Origin of the sequence: Halomonas caseinilytica (assembly GCF_001662285.1) — a bacterium.
GTDB classification, from domain to species: domain Bacteria; phylum Pseudomonadota; class Gammaproteobacteria; order Pseudomonadales; family Halomonadaceae; genus Halomonas; species Halomonas caseinilytica.
In genome coordinates this window covers 246,420-266,050 of sequence record NZ_BDEO01000001.1, presented here as the reverse complement: position 1 = coordinate 266,050, position 19,631 = coordinate 246,420, and the positions used below count along the sequence as shown (strand labels likewise).

General features: G+C 61.6%; 16 protein-coding genes and 2 tRNA genes. 4 read left to right on the top strand and 14 right to left on the bottom strand.

Features of this window, described 5'->3' with window-relative positions:
- Window positions 1–5: 5 nt before the first annotated feature.
- Genes sdhA through sdhC form a run of 3 tightly spaced genes read right to left on the bottom strand, consistent with a single transcriptional unit; the run spans window position 6 to window position 2,500 of the window.
- A complete protein-coding gene (gene sdhA, locus HSDC_RS01185; protein ID WP_064698099.1) occupies window positions 6–1,778 on the bottom strand; it encodes a succinate dehydrogenase flavoprotein subunit in 1,773 nt (590 codons plus the stop codon).
- Window positions 1,779–1,781: 3 nt separating this feature from the next.
- Window positions 1,782–2,129 (bottom strand): succinate dehydrogenase, hydrophobic membrane anchor protein, encoded by a 348-nt coding sequence (gene sdhD, locus HSDC_RS01180; RefSeq protein ID WP_064698098.1) that lies wholly within the window; start codon window positions 2,127–2,129, stop codon window positions 1,782–1,784.
- Window positions 2,123–2,500, bottom strand: a complete 378-nt coding sequence (sdhC, locus tag HSDC_RS01175; RefSeq protein WP_064701344.1) for a succinate dehydrogenase, cytochrome b556 subunit — start codon at window positions 2,498–2,500, stop codon at window positions 2,123–2,125. The genes sdhD and sdhC overlap by 7 nt, the downstream gene beginning before the upstream one ends.
- Before the next feature lie 452 nt (window positions 2,501–2,952).
- Here sdhC and gltA point away from each other — a divergent pair, with 452 nt between their 5' ends.
- Both gltA and HSDC_RS01165 read left to right on the top strand, forming a co-directional pair.
- A complete protein-coding gene (gltA, locus tag HSDC_RS01170) occupies window positions 2,953–4,239 on the top strand; it encodes a citrate synthase (protein ID WP_064698097.1) in 1,287 nt (428 codons plus the stop codon).
- Between the two features lie 98 nt (window positions 4,240–4,337).
- On the top strand, window positions 4,338–5,222 hold the full coding sequence (locus tag HSDC_RS01165; protein WP_064698096.1) for an NAD(P)-dependent oxidoreductase: 885 nt from the start codon (window positions 4,338–4,340) through the stop codon (window positions 5,220–5,222).
- 436 nt (window positions 5,223–5,658) lie between these two features.
- On the opposite strand, the gene HSDC_RS01160 is transcribed toward HSDC_RS01165, so the two are convergent.
- The 6 genes from HSDC_RS01160 to HSDC_RS01135 all read right to left on the bottom strand — a co-directional run bounded on the left by HSDC_RS01160 (window position 5,659) and on the right by HSDC_RS01135 (window position 9,345).
- A tRNA-Glu gene (locus tag HSDC_RS01160) sits at window positions 5,659–5,734 on the bottom strand.
- A gap of 23 nt (window positions 5,735–5,757) precedes the next feature.
- A tRNA-Ala gene (locus HSDC_RS01155) sits at window positions 5,758–5,833 on the bottom strand.
- A gap of 202 nt (window positions 5,834–6,035) precedes the next feature.
- Window positions 6,036–7,514 carry a glutamate--tRNA ligase gene (gene gltX / locus HSDC_RS01150; RefSeq protein ID WP_064698095.1) on the bottom strand — a complete coding sequence of 493 codons (1,479 nt, stop codon included), beginning with the start codon at window positions 7,512–7,514 and terminating at the stop codon, window positions 6,036–6,038.
- A 111-nt stretch (window positions 7,515–7,625) separates the two neighbouring features.
- Window positions 7,626–8,207 carry a hypothetical protein gene (locus tag HSDC_RS01145; protein WP_064698094.1) on the bottom strand — a complete coding sequence of 194 codons (582 nt, stop codon included), beginning with the start codon at window positions 8,205–8,207 and terminating at the stop codon, window positions 7,626–7,628.
- A 173-nt stretch (window positions 8,208–8,380) separates the two neighbouring features.
- Window positions 8,381–8,941, bottom strand: a complete 561-nt coding sequence (locus tag HSDC_RS01140; RefSeq protein ID WP_064698093.1) for a CBS domain-containing protein — start codon at window positions 8,939–8,941, stop codon at window positions 8,381–8,383.
- A 98-nt stretch (window positions 8,942–9,039) separates the two neighbouring features.
- A complete protein-coding gene (locus HSDC_RS01135) occupies window positions 9,040–9,345 on the bottom strand; it encodes a hypothetical protein (RefSeq protein WP_064698092.1) in 306 nt (101 codons plus the stop codon).
- 431 nt (window positions 9,346–9,776) lie between these two features.
- Here HSDC_RS01135 and dusA point away from each other — a divergent pair, with 431 nt between their 5' ends.
- Window positions 9,777–10,787 (top strand): tRNA dihydrouridine(20/20a) synthase DusA, encoded by a 1,011-nt coding sequence (gene dusA, locus HSDC_RS01130; protein WP_064698091.1) that lies wholly within the window; start codon window positions 9,777–9,779, stop codon window positions 10,785–10,787.
- Between the two features lie 12 nt (window positions 10,788–10,799).
- Here dusA and HSDC_RS01125 read toward each other — a convergent pair whose 3' ends face one another.
- On the bottom strand, window positions 10,800–11,831 hold the full coding sequence (locus HSDC_RS01125) for a succinylglutamate desuccinylase/aspartoacylase family protein (protein WP_064698090.1): 1,032 nt from the start codon (window positions 11,829–11,831) through the stop codon (window positions 10,800–10,802).
- A 157-nt stretch (window positions 11,832–11,988) separates the two neighbouring features.
- Here HSDC_RS01125 and HSDC_RS01120 point away from each other — a divergent pair, with 157 nt between their 5' ends.
- Complete coding sequence (locus tag HSDC_RS01120) at window positions 11,989–12,609, top strand: TetR family transcriptional regulator (RefSeq protein ID WP_064698089.1); 621 nt, start codon at window positions 11,989–11,991, stop codon at window positions 12,607–12,609.
- Here HSDC_RS01120 and HSDC_RS01115 read toward each other — a convergent pair.
- The 4 genes from HSDC_RS01115 to HSDC_RS01100 form a co-directional block, all read right to left on the bottom strand.
- Complete coding sequence (locus HSDC_RS01115; protein ID WP_064698088.1) at window positions 12,601–13,305, bottom strand: hypothetical protein; 705 nt, start codon at window positions 13,303–13,305, stop codon at window positions 12,601–12,603. The genes HSDC_RS01120 and HSDC_RS01115 overlap by 9 nt on opposite strands.
- Window positions 13,306–13,488: 183 nt before the next feature.
- Window positions 13,489–16,680, bottom strand: coding sequence for an efflux RND transporter permease subunit (locus tag HSDC_RS01110; RefSeq protein ID WP_064698087.1), 3,192 nt, complete (start codon window positions 16,678–16,680; stop codon window positions 13,489–13,491).
- Window positions 16,677–17,969, bottom strand: a complete 1,293-nt coding sequence (locus HSDC_RS01105; RefSeq protein ID WP_064698086.1) for an efflux RND transporter periplasmic adaptor subunit — start codon at window positions 17,967–17,969, stop codon at window positions 16,677–16,679. Before HSDC_RS01105 ends, HSDC_RS01110 begins: the two co-directional genes overlap by 4 nt.
- Before the next feature lie 108 nt (window positions 17,970–18,077).
- Window positions 18,078–19,535: a TolC family outer membrane protein gene (locus tag HSDC_RS01100; protein ID WP_064698085.1), complete on the bottom strand. Its 1,458-nt coding sequence runs from the start codon at window positions 19,533–19,535 to the stop codon at window positions 18,078–18,080.
- Window positions 19,536–19,631: the final 96 nt, after the last annotated feature.

The following is a 19,631-nucleotide window of genomic DNA, read 5'->3' as shown; positions in this document are numbered from 1 at the left end:
CCCCCTTAGTAGGTGCGAACTTTCGGCTCGAACATGTCGACGGTCTTGGGCGCGAAATTGACATCGCGCTGCCCCAGGCGCTTCTCCGCCGGGAAGTACATCGAATGCTTCAGCCAGTTGGCATCGTCGCGATCCGGATAGTCGTAGCGAGAATGCGCGCCACGGCTCTCCTTGCGCTCCAGGGCGGCGATGGCGGTGGCCTCGGCGACCTCCATCAGATTGTCCAGCTCCAGCGCCTCGACACGCGCGGTGTTGAAAGCCTTGGACTTGTCCGGCAGATAGGCATTGGCGATTCGCTCGCGCAGCTCGGCGAGCTGCTGGACGCCCTTCTGCATGTTGTCCTCCTGACGGAAGACACCGAAATCACTCTGCATGATCTCCTGGAGGGCGCGCTTGAGTTCGGGCACGGTCTCGCCGTCCTCGGACTCGTTCCAGCGATTGATCCGCCGCATGGCGGCCTCGACATCATCATCACTGGCCGCGAGATAATCGATCCCCTCATTGAGGGCGCTCTCGATGAACATGCCCGCAGCACGTCCGAACACCACCAGGTCGAGCAGCGAGTTGCCGCCCAGGCGATTGGCGCCATGCACGGAGACGCATGCTGCCTCGCCCACGGCATACAGACCATTGACGATCTGATCGTTGCCATCGGCGTCCTGGGAGATTGCCTGGCCGTGCACATTGGTGGCCACGCCCCCCATCATGTAGTGGCAGGTCGGCACCACCGGAATCGGTTCCTTGGCCGGGTCCACGTGGGCGAAGGTCTTGGACAGCTCGACGATGCCGGGCAGGCGCTTGCTGAGCACCTCCTCGCCGAGGTGATCCAGCTTGAGATAGACGTGATCGCCATTCTCGCCGCAACCGCGCCCCTCCAGGATCTCCATGACCATGGAGCGTGCAACCACGTCGCGACCGGCCAGATCCTTGGCGTTGGGCGCATAACGCTCCATGAAGCGTTCGCCATCCTTGTTGATGAGATAGCCACCCTCGCCACGGCAGCCCTCGGTCACCAGCACGCCGGCACCATAGATGCCGGTGGGATGGAACTGCCACATTTCCATGTCCTGCATCGGAATGCCGGCGCGCAGCGCCATGCCGATACCATCGCCGGTATTGATGAGGGCATTGGTAGTGGACGAGTAGATACGACCGGAACCACCGGTCGCCAGGACAGTGGCCTTGGCCTTGACGTGTACGACTTCACCGGTCTCGATGTCCATGGCGATGCAGCCCACCACGTCGCCATTGGCGTTCTTGACCAGGTCGACGGCATACCACTCGTTGAGGAAGGTGGTCTGATTCTTCAGGTTATTCTGATAAAGGGTATGCAGCAGCGCATGCCCGGTACGGTCGGCCGCCGCACAGGTCCGGGCCGCCTGCCCGCCCTTGCCGAAGTCCTTGGACTGACCGCCGAAGGGACGCTGGTAGATACGTCCGTTCTCGAAACGCGAGAACGGAAGCCCCATGTGCTCGAGTTCGAAGACCGCCTTGGGCCCTTCGGAACACATGTACTCCGCTGCTTCCTGGTCGGTGATGTAATCGCCACCCTTGACGGTGTCGTACATGTGCCAGCGCCAGTCATCGTTAGGGTCGGCCGAGGCGATGGCGCAGGTAATGCCGCCCTGGGCGGAGACCGTATGCGAGCGGGTCGGGAAGACCTTGGACAGTACAGCGGTCTTCTTGCCGGACTTGGCCAGCTCGAGGGCGGCTCGCATGCCGGAACCGCCGCCGCCGATGATGATGGCGTCGAATGTCAGACTACGCATGTTGGACATGGATCAGGCTCCCCACAGAACTTGGATGCCCCAGACCAGAAACACGAAGATGGCCAGGATGATGATGGACTGGGCGGCGACACGAATGCCGGTCGGCTTGATGTAATCGGTGGTCACGGTCCACAGGCCGACCCAGGCATGGGCCGCCAGCGACACGAACGCCAACAGCGAGAAGATCCGCATCCAGGTCTGGGCGAACAGGCCACTCCAGGTGGCATAGTCCAGCCCCGGGGAGAACAGCAGGTAGCCGACGATGAAGAGAGTGTAGAGCGCCAGCACGATGGCCGAAGCGCGTTGCACGAGCCAGTCGGACAGCCCGCTGCGCCCGAGATTCGTGATATTGGTTACCATACCCAGACTCCCGCCAGAATGATCAGAACCGCACTCACCACAACGGTGATCTGCGCCTTCTTGACGCCCCCTTCGAGGGTCACGCCGATATTGATATCCATCAGCAGGTGCTTGATACCGGCCACGAAGTGAAAGGCCAGCGCAGACAACAGCCCCCAGGCGATCAGCTTCGCCAGGAAATTGTGAGCCAGCGCGTCCTGCACGGTCGCGAAGCCTTCGGCCGACGACAACGACGCATCCAGCGCCCAGAAGCCGAAGATCAAGCCGATGAAGAGAATGACGCCGGTAATGCGGTGCGCAATGGACGTCAAGGCGGGGAGAGGGAACTGTATCGTGGACAGATCCAGGTTTACGGGTCGTTTGCTATTCACGGCGCTATACACACTCTCTTGGCCCGCCGCTGGGCACTCGAGCTTGCCCCGAAGCGGGCGGTGGTTTCGGGAAGGAGCCATCGTGACCGACACGGTCACGATTGCCGTTTCCTGCCAGTCGCGGGACAAGATTATAGGGTCCAGCCCCATCCCTGACAAATCGCTCCCCACCCACACGGTCTTGACGGCAGGGAATGCATCGAAAAATTTCGATGCTCCCGCCGCACCTTCCCTCCCTCGCCGAGGACCTCGCGAAGCCCGCGGCATGCATGGTGCGAAGCACCATTTCATGTACAAAAGCCATACAAGACAGGTGAATAGGTAGAACTAATGGCGCCGATAGACCAATTGACAATCACGAGGACGCTTCTATAGTGGGCGAACCTTTTTGCCGGCAAGTCCTGCGAGATGGCGACTTATCGGCTCATCAAGAACACGTAGAGGAGGCCATCATGGCTGACAGGAAAGCGACTTTGACGGTAGAGGGCCTAGACAAGCCGATCGAGCTGCCGATCTACTCCGGCACGCGCGGCCCGGACGTGATCGACGTTCGCGGCCTGGGCTCGGAAGGTCTCTTCACCTACGACCCCGGCTTCATGGCCACCTCCTCGTGCCAGTCCGCCATCACCTACATCGACGGTGGCAAGGGCATGCTGCTCCATCGCGGCTACCCCATCGAACAACTGGCCAAGCATTCCAACTTCGTCGAGCTCTGTTATCTGCTGATGTTCGGCGAGCTGCCCAGCAAGGACGAGTACGAGGACTTCACGCAACGCGTCACCTCGCACACCATGGTCCATGAGCAACTGGCCAACTTCTTCAAGGGCTTCCGCCGCGACGCCCATCCGATGTCGGTCCTGTGCGGCGTGGTCGGTGGCCTGGCGGCCTTCTATCACGACCACCTGGACATCACCAAGCAGGAAGACCGCGAGGTCAGCGCCATCCGCCTGATCGCCAAGATGCCGACGCTCGCGGCGATGTCCTACAAGTACAACATCGGCCAGCCCTTCAACTATCCCCGCAATGACCTGAACTATGCAGAGAACTTCCTCTACATGATGTTCAGCAACCCCTGCGAGGAGTACAAGATCAACCCGGTGTTCGCCAAGGCCATGGATCGCATCTTCATGCTCCATGCCGATCACGAGCAGAACGCCTCCACCTCCACGGTACGCCTGGCGGGCTCCACCGGTGCCAACCCCTTCGCCTGCATCAGCGCCGGCATCGCCGCCCTCTGGGGCCCGGCCCATGGTGGCGCCAACGAGGCCGTGCTGAACATGCTCGACGAGATCGGCGACGAGAGCGAAGAGAATATCCAGCGCTTCGTCGACCGAGCCAAGGACAAGGACGATCCCTTCAAGCTGATGGGCTTCGGCCATCGGGTCTATCGCAACTTCGATCCCCGCGCCAAAGTCATGAAGGAGACCTGCGACGAGGTACTGGAGCAGCTCGGCCGCGCCGACGACCCGCAGCTCAGGATCGCCAAGCGCCTCGAGCAGATCGCCCTGGAAGACGAGTACTTCATCGAGCGCAAGCTCTACCCGAACGTCGACTTCTATTCAGGCATCATCCTCAAGGCCATGGGCATTCCGAAGAACATGTTCACCGTGATCTTCGCCGTGTCACGCACCATCGGCTGGATCTCCCACTGGCACGAGATGATCAGCGACAGCTACAAGATCGGCCGCCCGCGCCAGCTCTACGTGGGACACGACAAGCGCGATTATCCCGCCGAGTGATTTCGCGCCGATGATGCAGATGCAATGACGAAAAGGCCACCCTTGCGGTGGCCTTTTTCGTTTCGCCGACGACTGCTCGATTCCAGAGGAGAAACAACATGAGCCAGACAATTCAGCGTATTGCCTTCATCGGCCTCGGCGTCATGGGATATCCCATGGCCGGCCACCTGGCCAGGGCCGGTCTGGATGTTCACGTCTACAACCGCACGACCGCCAAGGCCGACGCCTGGGTCGCGCACCACGGTGGCCATCAACACGGCACACCCCGCCAGGCCGCAGAACAGGCTGACCTGGTACTGCTCTGCGTAGGCAACGACGACGATGTCCGGCAAGTCACGCATGGCGACGATGGCGTCCTGGCCGGCATGCGGGCAGGCAGCCTGCTGGTCGACCACACCACGGCCTCCGCCCGACTGGCCGAAGACCTCGACGCAGCCTGTCGTGAGCGCGACATCGGCTTTCTCGATGCCCCAGTGTCCGGTGGCCAGCAAGGCGCCGAGAGTGGCGCCCTGACCATCATGTGCGGCGGAACCGAAAGCGACTTCGCCCGCATCGAGCCTTTGCTTGCCCATTACGCACGCGCAGTGAACTTGCTCGGCCCGGCTGGCAGCGGCCAACTGACCAAGATGGTCAATCAGATCTGCATCGCCGGTCTGGTCCAGGGACTCTCGGAAGGACTGCATTTCGCTGAACGTGCCGGACTGGACCAGTCCCGGGTCATTGAGGTGATCTCTCAGGGTGCCGCGGGCTCATGGCAAATGGACAATCGCCACCGCACCATGATCGACGACGAGTATGACCACGGCTTTGCGATCGACTGGATGCGCAAGGATCTGGCCATCTGCCTGGAGCAAGCACGCCACCTCCAGGCCCGACTCCCCGTCACGGCACTGGTGGACCAGTTCTATGGCGACCTCCAGGCCATGGGAGGCGGACGCTGGGATACGTCCGCCCTGTTGCGTCGACTGCGCGCCTTCGACTGACCAGCGCTCGAGAGGGGGATGCATCACCTCGCCCCCTCTCTTCATGCCCTCTCTGTGTGCTTGAAGCCTTTTCCACACATTCTGTGGATAACCCTGTTCAAAACCTTTCCAAAACGTCCCTGAATCGCCATGAACAGCGGGTCGCTCTCAAATTGGTTAATTTTTAACCCAACTCCAAGACATTGATTTACCTAGCTTTTTCAGAGAAGCCCAGTACCATGCGGGTTGACGGCGCGTCACCGCAGACTCGCACTGGAAAAGAACAGGGGACGTGGACAAGTCAAGCCCGAATTCAGGCTTTATGGCGCTGAGTGAGACGCAGACTCACCCGGATACCGATGCCAGCCACAGAGTTATGCCGACAGCATGAGGACTCATGGCAAATCGCCTCGCCGACTGACGGAGAGGAAGTGACATGCAAGAAGAGAAAAGGGAGTGGCGTCCCATAGGGGGTTCGAACCCCTGTTACCGCCGTGAAAGGGCGGTGTCCTAGACCACTAGACGAATGGGACGCATCGACTTCGAGACGAGATGGTGGTGGAGCCTAGCGGGATCGAACCGCTGACCTCAACACTGCCAGTGTTGCGCTCTCCCAGCTGAGCTAAGGCCCCACATCTCGTGAAGACGGGGCGTATGATACTGATTCCCCCCGCCTTCGTCAACGGGAAAACGAGAATTTCCTGCTGCGCTCGATATCCTGGCCGCCGGCGGTGCTCGCGCTCCTCATGTAGCAGGCTACACTCCGGGCGCTGCGCTCCGGCGACGACCAGTTTACCGTCGCTCGCGACGGAACTTCAGCGTTTTACTATGACATTAGAGTTCGCGGAACTCCTTCTCGAAGCGCTTGGTCTGCTTCTTGGAGACGCCGCCCAGCACTTCGATGGCATGACGAAGGCGCGCACGCGTCATGTCAGACCCCAGGATGGCCATGGCATCCATGACCGAGGTGCTCGATGACGACCCGGTGATGGCGATGAAGACCGGTGCCAGAAAATCCTTCATCTTGAGCTCGAAATGCGCCGACAGTGCCTTCACCTCGCCCAACAGGGCTTCCTTGTTCCAGGCCGGGACGGCTTCGAAGCGCCAGACCAGGAACTGCAGCAGTTTCAGCAAGGACTCCCGCTCGAGCTTGACCTGGGCGAAGCTATCCTCATCGATGCTCGGCAGCCCGGAAAAGAAATGCCCGGCCAACGGCATCACCTCGGAAAGCGTCTCCACACGAGGACGTACCTGGGGCAGAATCTCGCGCACATAGGCGTCGTTGAAAGCCCACGTTTTCAATGCCTCCAGCAGAGCATCGTCATCGAGGTCCTCGCGAATATAGAGGCCATTGAGCCAGGTCAGTTTCTGCAGGTCGAAAACCGGCCCACCCAGAGAGACGCGCTGGATATCGAAATGCGCCATCATCTCGTCGAGGGTGAATTTCTCCCGCTCATCAGGCATCGACCAGCCCATGCGACCCAGGTAGTTGGCCACCGCCTGCGGCAGAAAGCCCATGCGTCGATAGTAGTTGATCGATGTTGGATTCTTGCGCTTGGACAGCTTGGACTTGTCCGGATTGCGGAGCAAAGGCATGTGGCACAACGCCGGCATCGGCCAGCCGAAGTACTCGTAGAGCAACTGGTGCTTGGGTGCGGAATTGATCCATTCCTCCCCGCGCAGCACATGCGTGATGCCCATCAAGTGATCGTCGACCACATTGGCCAGATGATAGGTCGGCATGCCATCGGACTTGAGCAGGATCTGGGCATCCACCTGCGCCCAATCCACCTCGATGGTGCCACGCAGCATGTCCTCGACCACACAGGTCCCATCGGTCGGCACCTTCATTCGCACCACATGAGGCCATCCCTCACGCTCGCGACGCGCCACTTCCTCCTCGGGCAAGGCCAAGTCATCAGGCTTCAAGGCCAGATGCTGACCAGCGGCCTTGCGTTCCTCCCGCAAGGCATCGAGCTCCTCGCTGGTTCGGTAGCACTTGAAGGCATGGCCCGCATCAAGTAACTGCCGAGCATACTCGACGTAGATATCACCGCGTTCACTCTGCCGGTAGGGACCATGAGGCCCGCCCACATCCGGCCCTTCATCCCATTCGAGCCCCAGCCAGCGCAGCGAATCGAGGATCATCTGCTCGGACTCGGCGGTGGAGCGCAGGCGATCAGTATCCTCGATACGCAGGATGAACTGACCACCCTGCTGACGTGCAAAGCACAGGTTGAACAGGGCAATATAGGCCGTGCCGACGTGAGGATCCCCGGTGGGGGACGGAGCGATACGAGTACGTACGGTCATGTCGTCCTAGGTCCGATCAATGAAAAGAAGCCCTGGCACCAGGGCGGTTGACCGCATTATACGCACCCAGCAAGCCATCCGCAGGGCCCTTCGTCATGCCACCGGGAGATGTCACGGCATCATGCGCACACCGTCCGGCTCGATGCGCAAGGACCACCGCGCCTCGACGACCTGCCCCAGGCCATGCTCGGAACTCACGACCCAGGGGCCACTGAGATGCTCCCCCCGTTGCCCCAAGCGGGATTGCACGGCTGAAGGTTGAACACTGATCGGCGGCATCGTCACGCGGAGCCGGTAGATCCCCTCGGGCAGCCCGCTTCCCGGCCCGAAAGGCCCCGCAGCAAAGCCATCAGGGCCGACCTCGACCCTTTCCCGCCAGCTCACACCACTGGCATCGCGCTCTGCCATCACACGCAATCGAGTGCCCGGCGGCAAGTTGGTCGTCCCCTCGACCAGCAGTCGACTCGACGCATCCAGACGTATCGACATATCGAAGGCGACATCCTGATCGAAGGGTGCCGGCTCGGCCACACGCTCCGCCTCTTCCCCCTCTCCCGGCTGGGTGGCCTCTTCCGGTTGGGCGACACCACCGAGGCGTTCTGTCGCCCCACTGTCTTCCTGCTCCCCGCCATTGCCGCACCCCGCCAACAACGACAGCATGAGGCCCGCCATGACTCGATGCCATCCGTTCATGCATCTTCCCTCGATCCGAGGATGAGCTGTCAGATTATCATTCCCCCCTTGCTCCTTCCGATACATCAGGGGACATTATCCAACGAAAATCGCCCTGATCTCGGGCTGCAAGCACGGCCATCGCCTTCAGGCGGCCCCTTTCAGGGCCGCCTGTACGGTTCGCAGGATGTCTGTCAGCCGAGCGCATCCAGCATCTTGAGGACCGAGCTCTTGGGCTTGAGTGACACTTGCTGGTGCAGGCGAACGGATACTTCCCGCACGGAGATCAATCCTCGTATCTGCCGATGCGCATTGTCCCGCACCAAGCAGTACGGCTCGCCCGCTTCCCGCAGGGTAGCCACCAGATCCGCCACGGTGGCATTCACCAGGTCGCCATAGTCGAGTGCCGGCATGGAGGAACGAGGCAACATCAGGTCGGCTGCGGTCAGGCTCTCGCGATCGATGCCAAGAGTCGTCTGGGCAGCAATCAGGCTCTGCTCCGAGAGACGCTCCTGGGACAACAATCCGATGAATTCCCGTTGGCGATCGACCACCAGCTTGCAATCCACCTGCTCCGAGGCCATCGAATTGGCGGCCCACAGAGCCGGCGTCGAGGCACTGATGGCACGAGGACGATACTGGCGAAAGTCCATCATCAGACTCAAGGCCGGCGAGTCGCCTTCAATGTCGAAGAATTCCTGGGGAGTCACCAGATGGTCGGCGATATCGAGTCGTGACAAGGGCAAGAATTTCATTTGGCAAACCTCTGAACAGCCCGCGTCGGCATGGCCCATAGCGCGGGAGACATTCTCGGAAACGGCCCGTGACGGACCAGGATGTTGAAGAGAAGGATTCAGAGGTACTGTGGCGGAGCCCGGATAGACAGCGACGTGCGATGGCGGTGGCCATGCGCGGAAGAAGGTGACACCAGGCCCGATGCCGGGGCGCCCCACGAAGCGAGAAAGACGAAAGCGGCAAGCTGATCGCTGTCCCCTTCGTGCGTGTCCGACAGCGGCGTTCCTGGTTGGAAAGCATCCCACGAGAAGGCCGTCGTCAGCGCCTTGTCCGAAGCCTGCACGCCGGCCAGCCCCACAGGCGACGTCGACAGCATGGCGCCGACAATCAGAAAGGCCAGACAAGCAGTGACAAAACGACGCATGGACAGACGCTTCCCCCAAAGAGAAGATAAACTGGGGTGTTTCCCTATACATTTCCAAGTTACTGCACTGACCGCAGTAGCACAAGAATGTTTCCGCCCTTCTCTTTCATCATGGCCACTCGTCGGCGGCGCATGACATCCCGAGAAGTTCGGTTGCCCGAGATGGCACCGCCAGGTCAGTGCTGCATCACCCCGTCGGGAAAGCCTTCCTCCCAGCATGCCTGCCTATGCCGAGTAGTCCGTCTTTCGTACAATACCGCCCATCGAAAACCGCACTGCCGGCATGTCACCCATGATGCACCACTCGACCATGGAACACAGACGCCGCGCCATACCTGATAGGCAGAAGATGCATCAAGGTCGGTTCTGGACGGCATTTAGAGGGTATTGACGTGATCGGACGACACCGACACGAAGGATAGCAATCTGATATGACGAGACATAACGCCGCAGACGAGGCGCGCCGCTTTTCTGTGGCCCCCATGATGGATTGGACCACCCGCGATTACCGCGCCTTCGCTCGCACCCTGACACGTCGTGCCCTGCTCTATACCGAGATGGTCACGACCGGGGCTATCCTGCATGGTTCACCGCGGGTGCGCTTTCTGGGGTTTGATGCCGTCGAGCATCCATTGGCCCTGCAACTGGGCGGCAGCGACGCCGGCGAGCTCGCCGAGTGCGCCGCCATTGCCGAGGCATGGGGCTATGACGAGGTCAACCTCAACGTGGGCTGTCCCAGCGACCGCGTACAGAACAACCTGATCGGCGCCTGCCTGATGGCCTACCCCGACAAGGTCGCCGCGGCGGTCAAGGCGATGCAAGCAGCCGTCTCTATTCCAGTGACCGTAAAATGCCGCATCGGCATCGACGATCAGGATGAAGACGCCGACCTCGCACACTTCATCCAGCACGTCGCCGATGCCGGCTGCAACACCTTCATCGTGCACGCACGCAAGGCCTGGCTGGAAGGGCTCTCCCCCAAGCAGAACCGTGACGTGCCACCTCTCAACTATCCGCGCATTCACCGCCTGAAGGCTCAGCACCCCGAGCTGCACATCGGGTTGAACGGCGGCCTCAAGACCCTGGACGATTGCCTCGGGCAGCTTGATCACGTCGACAGCGTGATGGTCGGTCGCGAAGCCTATCAGAACCCTTGGCTACTGGCGTCGGTGGATTCCCGCCTGTACGACCAGCCGGATCCGGCGGAGAGCCGGCACGCGGCGGCGCGTGCGCTGCGCCCCTACATCGCCCGCCGGCTCGAGGAAGGCGCCCGACTCAATCACCTCACCCGCCATCTCCTGGGGCTGTTCCAGGGCTGCCCGGGAGGTCGACGTTTCCGGCGTCATCTGTCCGAAAACGCTCACCGTGACGGCGCCGGCCTGGCGGTGTTCGACGATGCCCTGGGCCTGGTGGCCGAGGACCAGCCTGCCCTGGCAAGCTGATCGCGTCCTTGCTCAGTAAAGCGAGTCCGGTGGCGGCTCCAGGCTCGACTGGAAGGTTTCCACGGCGTTCTCGGCCTCCTCTATGACATCGAAGCGTGCGATATGGAACAACGCCTCGCCCTCATTGACCAGCGGCAGACGCCCCATCCCGATGACGATGCCATCAGCCATCGACAGCACCTCGCCCTCGGCATTGCCGAAAGGATCGGCGACGCGCCCCAGCCGCTCACCCTTGGCCACCCTCGCACCTAGGCGCACCTGGGGGCGCAGGATGCCATCGATCGGGGCTCTCGCCCAACTCGAGCCGGTTGCCAGCTCCGCCACCGGGGGCGCGCGATGCCGATGCTCGCCACTGAGCATGCCGAGGCGGCGCATCACTCTCAGCACGCCACGCACGCCTGGCGTGATCGCCCATTCGTCGAAACGCAGCGCCTCGCCAGCTTCGTAGGTCAATACCGGCGTGCCACGATTCTGCGCATAATGTCGCAGGCTGCCTTCCCGCAATTCCGCATTGAGGACGATCGGCGCGCCGAAGGCGCTGGCCATGCGCTCTGTCTCGTCATTCGACCCCAACTGAGCCCGGATCTGCGGCAAATTGGTGCGATGGATGGCACCGGTGTGCAAATCGATGATATGGGTTGCCTGATCGACGATCTGCTCGCGGAACAGTGCCGCCACCCGACCACCCAGCGAGCCCGATTCGCTCCCCGGAAAGCATCGGTTCAGATCGCGCCGGTCCGGCAGGTATCGGCTGTGTTGCACGAATCCGAACACATTGACGATGGGAACGGCGATCAGAGTGCCCCGCAACCGTGCCAGTTGCCGCGAGCGCAACAGGCGTCGCACGATCTCCACCCCATTGATCTCGTCGCCATGAATACCGCCACACACCAGCAGCACCGGCCCTGCTTGCCGGCCATGCACGATCTCGACGGGAATGTACAAGGGAGCATGGGTGTAAAGCCTGGCCACGGGCACATCGATTTGCTGCCGGGTCCCGGGGGCTACACGCATATCGGCCATTTCGAAGGGAGCGCGCGCCATCGTCGGTCCTTGTCTGATGGAAGAAGGTTCTGCTTCGCCTTATACACGCAACGCGCATCAAGGGCGAGCCGTAGCTGTCACCATACAACAACGAATGTAAAAGCTGTCACCCTCGGGTAGAATAGACAGCACGCATCATCCGGAGTCGAAATCCCCCATGGCCAGACGTACCAAGGCCGAAGCCGAGGCCACGCGCGAGGCGCTGCTGGACGCCGCCGAAGATGTCTTCTTCGAGAAAGGAGTCGCCTGCACCTCGCTGGAGCAGATCGCCCGGCATGCCGGCATGACCCGCGGGGCCGTCTACTGGCATTTCCGCAACAAGGCCGATCTGTTCCGCGCCATGCTCGACAGGGTCCGGATGCCATTCGAGGAACTCGTAGCGGAAACTGCCCCCAGCGACGCTTCACCTCTGGAGGCGATTCGTCTGGGCTGTCAACTCGGGTTCCGTCGCCTGGAGCAGCCCCGTCATCGGCGCGTGCATGTCACTCTGGTTCACCGCTGCGAGTTCTTCAGCGATATCGATCCCCGCGCCATGGAAAGCGAGATGGCCAGCGAATGCCTGGACGCTTTGCTGATCTATCTCACCCAGGCCCGGGACCAGGGGCTGCTACGCCAGGACCTCGACCCGGAAGTGGCCACCAAGCTTCTTCAGTCGACCCTCAGTGGCCTCTTCCATGACTGGCTGCGCGATACCGAGGCCTTCTCCCTCTACGAACGCGGGACCCAACTGGTCGATACCCAACTTCGTCTGTTCGAGCGGGACAATCATTCAGGCTGACGGCGTCGAGCCATTGTGGCCATGTCGTTGTCCTTCGGACGTCTCGTGATGACCGACCAGATGCAACCGCACCAGCCGAGTGCGGGCATCCAGATAGTCCTCTTCGAGCACCGAACGGTAAGCATCGATATCCGGTAGATACTTGACCAGGATCCGGGTTTCGCCCGTCCTGGGCTGGTTGTCCGTCTTGCCCAGCAATTGAACCTCGCGAGCCTCATCATCATCCATCACGGCGCTGGCACGCCCATTCTCAGCGACACTGGTGACCTGGACCCGCTCGCCGAGCAAGCAACGCCGAGACAGGCCGGGGTGGCGATGCAGCCGGCAATGCAACCGCCGGCACACCCCCGCCGTCACGGGTGACGCCAGCGCGAACGACAACCACAGCACCACGACGCCTACCGGCACCCGGAAAAAGCCCAGCGGTACCCAACTGAGCACCAGCAACTCGACGACCAGCGTCACGGCGCCGGCCAGTAGCGTCAGTATGGTCAAGGCTACCGAGACAGGCACGCCGGCGAATCCGAGCGACACCATGGTACTGGCCAGATGGTCCTCCTTGAGGCTGTCCCGCTCGAACAGCTCGGTAGGCACCAAGCGCAGCAGCACCAGCAGCCAGTACAGGCCCAGAAGTGCCAACAGCACGGTGAAAACGATCAGCGGAAAGCGCAGGGCAAGATCGGTGATGGCGTTCATGGCATCCTCCTCCCGCCGGTCCCGTTAGCCGGCAAAGTGCTCTTCTATCCATCAGCATAGTCGAATAATCCCGAGCGACGCCTCCCTTTTTGTCTCGAACATCGCGTTGTCACTTCCCGCACAAAAAAACGGGCATCGTTCCCGAAGGAACGATGCCCGCCTGCACTCGAGCACGCCAGGTGCTCAGTGCGTATCGTGCTCCAGCGCCGGCTCGTCGCCACCATGGTCATCACGCTGGCCTTGCGTCTTGCGCCTCAGCCAGTCAGAGACACCCGCGATCATGGCGTAGAAGGTCGGCACGAACACGCTGCCAAGAACAGCCACCGAGGCCATACCCATCGCCACCGTGGTGCCGATATGGTGACTGCTGGTGTCACTGGCACCGGTTGCCAACGCGAGTGGCAAGGTACCGAAGATGAACGCCAGCGAGGTCATGACGATCGGACGGAAGCGCAGATGCGCCGCCGTGATGGCCGCCTCGCGGATCGTCTTGCCTTGCTCGCGGCGCTGCAGCTCGGCGAACTCGACGATCAGGATGGCGTTCTTCGCCGCCAGGCCGACCACCACCAGCATCCCGATCTGCACGTAGACACTGGTATCGAGCCCGCGCAGCGCGATGCCACCAATGCCACCGAGGAAGGCGAACGGCGTGGCTGTCAACACCGCCAGCGGCAGCGACCAGCTCTCGTACTGCGCCGCCAGGATCAGGAACACCATCAGTATGCCGAAGATGATGGCCAAGGTTGCGGCACTACCGGCCTGACTCTCCTGATAAGCGGTACCGGTCCAGCCCATGCCCCAGCCGTCACCAAGCTCCTCCTGGACGACCTGCTCCATGGCCTCGATTGCCTGGCCCGAACTGTAGCCAGGGGCCGCACCACCCTGGAATTGCGCGCCGGAATAGACACCGAAGCGTGTCACTACCGCCGGAGCCGTCTTGCGTTCCATGGTCACGAATTCGGAAAGCGGGATCCGCTCACCATCGCCACCCCGAACATAGACGTTGGAGATATCATCCGGCGTCTTGCGGAACTCGTCTTCGTTCTGCAGGTAGACCTGGAAATTGCGCCCCTGGTAGCTGAAGTAGTTGACGAACCCGTTGCCGAAGGTATTTCCCAGCGTCGAGTTCAGCGACTCCATCGGCACGCCGTAGCTCATTGCCTTCTGGCGGTCGATCTTGGCCTCGTAGGACGGCACATTGACATTGAAGGTAGTGAAGACCTGACTCAGTGCCGGATGCTCGCTGGCCGCCTGCATGACCTTCAGAGAAGCCTGATAGAGCTCTTCGGGAGACGCCCCCTCATAGGACTGCAGATATCCGGTGAAACCGCCCGTAGTCGAAAGACCGACGATCGGTGGCATGTTGAAGGCCATGGCCGAGCCCCCCGGAATCTGAGCACCGAACTGCATGATCTTGTTGATCAGTTCGGATGCCGTCAGGTCACGCTCGCCCCAGGGCTCCATGTTGACGAAGATGATGCCACGTGCGGTATTCACCGAGCTCGTCAACATGTCATAGCCCGCCACCGCCGTGGAGAACTTCACCCCTTCCACGTCTTCGATGGCAGAGCTCAGCTTGTTCATGTACTCCTCGGTTCGCGCCAGCGACGCCGAGTCCGGCAGCTGCACCGAGGCCAGCACGATCCCCTGGTCAGTCTCGGGCACCAGTGTCGAAGGTGTACTCTGATAAAGCCACCAGGAACCCGCACCAACCAGGGCGGTCAGCAGCAGGGCCAATCCCCAGAAGCGAACCAGCACCTTGACGGTCCACATATAGATGGCGGTGACACCGGCGAAGAAGCGGTCGAACAGGCGCAGCGGCGTGCGAACCGCGCGCATGAAGGCCGATTCCTTGCGGTGCAGATCATGCTTGATGAAGATCGCCGAGAGCGCCGGGGTGAAGGTCAATGCCATCAAGGCCGAGAAGGCCACCGACACGGCGATGGTCAAGGCAAACTGCTGATAGATCTGCCCGCTGAAGCCACCGAGGAAAGCCACCGGCACGAACACCGCCGCCATGATCAACGAGGTCGCGATCACAGGGCCCCCAACCTCCTTCATGGCCCGGATCGTCGCCTGCATGACGGTGATATCTTCTTCCTCGCTGAGCACCCGTTCGACGTTTTCCACCACCAGGATCGCGTCGTCGACCACGATACCTATCGACAGCACCAAGGCGAACAGAGTCAGCAAGTTAATGGAAAAGCCAAAGGCATAGAAGCCTGCGAAGGTCGCCAGTACCGAGACCGGCACCACCGACATGGCGATCACCGTGAAGCGCCAGTTCTGCAGGAAGATGAACAGGATGACGCCAACGATCAGGAATGCCTCGATGAAGGTATGAAATACCGTTTCCACAGAGGCGTCGATGAACTGGGTCGTGTCGTAGGGCGTCACATATTCGAGCCCCGGCGGGAAGCGACCGGACAGCTCATCCATGACCTCTTCCACACCCCGGGCCGTTTCCAGCGCATTGGCACCAGGCTGTTGATTGATCATGATCGGCGTCATGGTGCCGCCGTTCAGCTTCGCATCGATACCATAGAAGGAAGCCCCCAGCTCGATGCGCGCCACATCACCCAACCGCAATGCCGACCCATCGGGGTTGGTACGCAGGAAGATCTCGCGGAAGTCGTCGGGATCCGACAGCCGGCCTCCGGCGGTAATGGTATAGGTGAAGGCGCGTGGGTCGGCCTGTGGCGTGGCTGCCAGGCTGCCCGCCGGCACCTCGGTGTTCTGAGCTCGGATCGCGCTGGCCACTTCGGCTGGCGTCAGGTCGTATTGCGCCAGCTTGTCCGGGTCCATCCAGACACGCATGGCAAATTCACCGCCACCCAGCACTTCAGCGTCACCGACCCCTGGCACCTGGCGCAACTCATCCAGGATATTGAGGGTGGCATAGTTCTGCATGAACACGGAGCCGTAATCGCCATCCGGCGAGATCAACGACACCAGCATCAGAATCGAACTGGAGCGCAGCTCCACTGTCACGCCCTGATCCTGCACCGCCTCTGGCAGCTGGGACAGCGCCCCCTGGACCCGGTTATTGACATTGATGGTGTTGATATCGCCATCGCTGCCGATGTTGAAGGCCACGCTGAGGCTCATCGAGCCATTGTCAGCACTGGTCGAGGTCATGTAGAGCATGTCCTCGACACCGTTGATGGCCTCCGCCAGCGGCGCCGCCACCGTCTGCGCCACGGTCTCGGCATCCGCCCCCGGGAAGGTGGCGGAGACCGAGACCGTAGGCGGCACGACGCTGGGGTACTGCTCGATCGGCAGTACCCGCATGCTCATCAGCCCGATCAGCGTCAGGATGATGGCAAGCACCGATGCGAAGATCGGCCGCTTGATGAAGAAGTTGGAGAAGTTCATTCCGCCGCGTCCTCTTCGGCCGGCGCGGACGGCTCATCGGGGACCTGTTCCTGGCCGCCCTCGGCCGACGCTCCGCCTTGTCCTTGCGCTTGTCCCTGCCCTTGACCTTGGCCTTGTTGCTGAGACTGGCGCTGTTCGTCCATCAGCGACTCGGCATCGCCGTCGAAGGGCTGGGGATCGATCGGCGTACCCGGCTCCAGACCGCCCGGGTCGCTCACCACGACTCGCTCACCGCTTTCCAGGCCATCCACCAGGATCTGCCAGGGGCCTGCCAGCTCGCCAAGCTGTACCGTGCGTGCCCGAGCCACATTGTCCTCGTCAAGCACGAAGACCTGCGGCCCCATCATCCCCTGGGTGACGGCCAGTTCGGGAACCGCCAGCACATCGAAACGCTTCAGGCCCTGCAGGTGCACCCGCGCAAACTGGCCCGGCAATGCCGTGCCATCGGGGTTGGCAAAGGTGGCTTGGGCCTGAACGGTGCTGGTGCCCTCGTCAAGCCGGGCACCGAGAAAATCCAGATGCCCCTCGAGAGACTCGTTGCCCGCCGACAGCTCGAGTTTCGCACCGATCTCGCTCGCCGGCTGATCAACCAGTTGTCGGCGCAAGGCGAAGGCGTCGGCCTGCGGCAGCTGGAAGCGCACCTCAAGGGGGTCCAGAGGCGTGATCGTGGCAAGCTCGGTACCGGAGTTCACCAGATTGCCCACGTTCACCTGACTGAGGCTGATCTGGCCACTCACCGGCGCGGTGACATTGGCATATCCCAAATCGATCTGCGCGCTGGTCAGGGCAGCTTCGGCCTGGGCCACGCTGGCACGCGCAACGTTGCGATCGGCCAGCGCCTGGTCATATTGCTGACGGCTCACCGAGTTCTGGTTCAGCAGCTGCTCGTAGCGCCGAGCATCGCTCTGTGCCCTGGCCAATTCGGCCTTGGCACTCTCCAGGTCGGCCTGACGCTGTGCGACCGTGGCTTCGTAGAGGTCCGGCTCGATGGAATACAGGCTATCGCCCTTCTCGACCATGTCACCGGGCTCGAACTTGCGCTCCTCGAGAGTACCGGTCACTCGGGCGACCAACGTGACTTCTTCATCGCTGCGCAGCTTGGAAGGATAGGACTTCTCCAGGGGAAGATCCTGGCGCGTCACCTCCATCACCTGCATCGGCCGAGGTGGCGCGTCGCTTCCCGCTGTCTGTTGCTGCTGGCCGCCATCGTCCTGGCCGCAGGCCACCAGCAACAGGCTCGAGGCCAGCGCCAGCCAACCGCCCCGACTCCTGTGGATCATCGTTTTCATGCCTAGCTATCCCATTGAGCACTTCGAAAGTCGACAGAGACTATACGCATACAGGCGTGCATGTAAAATATACATCCACACCTGTATGTCTTTTGGATGCCGACGGCATCATGCGTCGGGCTGGGGTGGTGCGCCGATATCAAGCACCTGGTCATAACGCCCTTCTTCCGGCAGCGTGAAGGTGACGCTCTCGCTCTCAGTCAACCAGCCGTTGACTTCCTCGATGGCATCGACATCCAGGGTCCCCGACTGCTGCCGCAAGGTGAGCAGGTTGATGACGTAGTCATAACGCGCGTCGGCGTGGTTGGCGATGGCATCGTAGAGGCTCTGCTCGGCATTCAGCACATCGACGATGTTGCGCGTACCCACTTCGTAACCGGCGCGAGTCGCCTCCAGGGCGCTCCGGTTGGAGACGATCGCCTGGGCCCGCGCCTCCACCGTGGACACGTCATTGCTCACCTGGGTGAACAGCGAACGTACCTGCTGGACAGTATCGCGACGTTGAGCCTCGAAGTTGTACTGGCTGGACTCCAGGGCATAGGTACTCTGGCGAATCCCCGCACTGGTACTCCCGCCGGTGTACAGCGGCACGCTCACCCCGACACCGACCTGAGCGGAGGAATCCTCGCCTTTCAGGGTATCGTTATCGCTATCGGCATATTGGTAGTTGGCGAAGGCCTCGACCACCGGCAGGCGTTGCGCCTTGGAAACATCGACCGCACTACGCGACACCTCGACACCGGCCTGCTGGGCCAGCACCAGAGGGCTGTTTTCCATGGCCAGGTCGACCCAGGCACCACGCTTGGCGGGTTCGGGAGGCGTGACCGGCATGGCCTCCTCCAATGACTCGATGCTGTCATAACGCTTGCCGGTCAAGCGTTCGAGCGCCTCGAAGGCCACCTGCAAATCGCTTTCGGCCGAGATGCGATCGGCACGCGACTGATCATAGCTTGCCTGTGCTTCTTCCACCTCGGTGACAGCGATCAGGCCCACGTCGAACTGCTCTTGCGCCTGCTCCAACTGACGCCCGATGGCACGCTCCTGAGCACGGCGAGCCTCGAGGATCTCATGGGCACGCAGGATATCGAAGTAAGCCGAGGCCACATCGATCAGCACCTGCTGCTCGGTTGCCGCGAGCTGATAGGTCTGCTGATCGATCTGTCGCTCGGCCTTCTCGAGCTCGGCGCTGTTGACCGCATCGTACAACGCCTGGGACGCCTCCAGCGTCAGGCTGGCACTGTTGTAGCTATCATCGGAAGGTGTGCTTCCCACGCTGAACTTGCTGGACTGACTCTCGAACTGCTCGTTGTGAGCGACCTGCCCGGAAGCGTTCACCTGGGGCAACAGATCGCCACGCTCGACATCACGCCCGGCTTCCACGCTGTTGGTCTCGGACCGAGCGGCCGCCAGTTCGGCGTTGTTTTCCAGGGCATCCCGCGTGATGGTCAGCAAATCGGCGGCCTGTACCTGGCCGGCCATCAAGGAGGCGACTAGCATTGGCAAAAGAGCCCTACGGGCCGGACGGGCGGCACAGCTCGCCGGCTTCACGGGACGAGAAGGCATCATCGGCAAGATCCTTTGTCGATTCGTGGACTTGATTTACATACATTGTCGCATGTTTCCAGCATGAATCCATCGCTGTTCATGCAAGTTGCGTGAAAA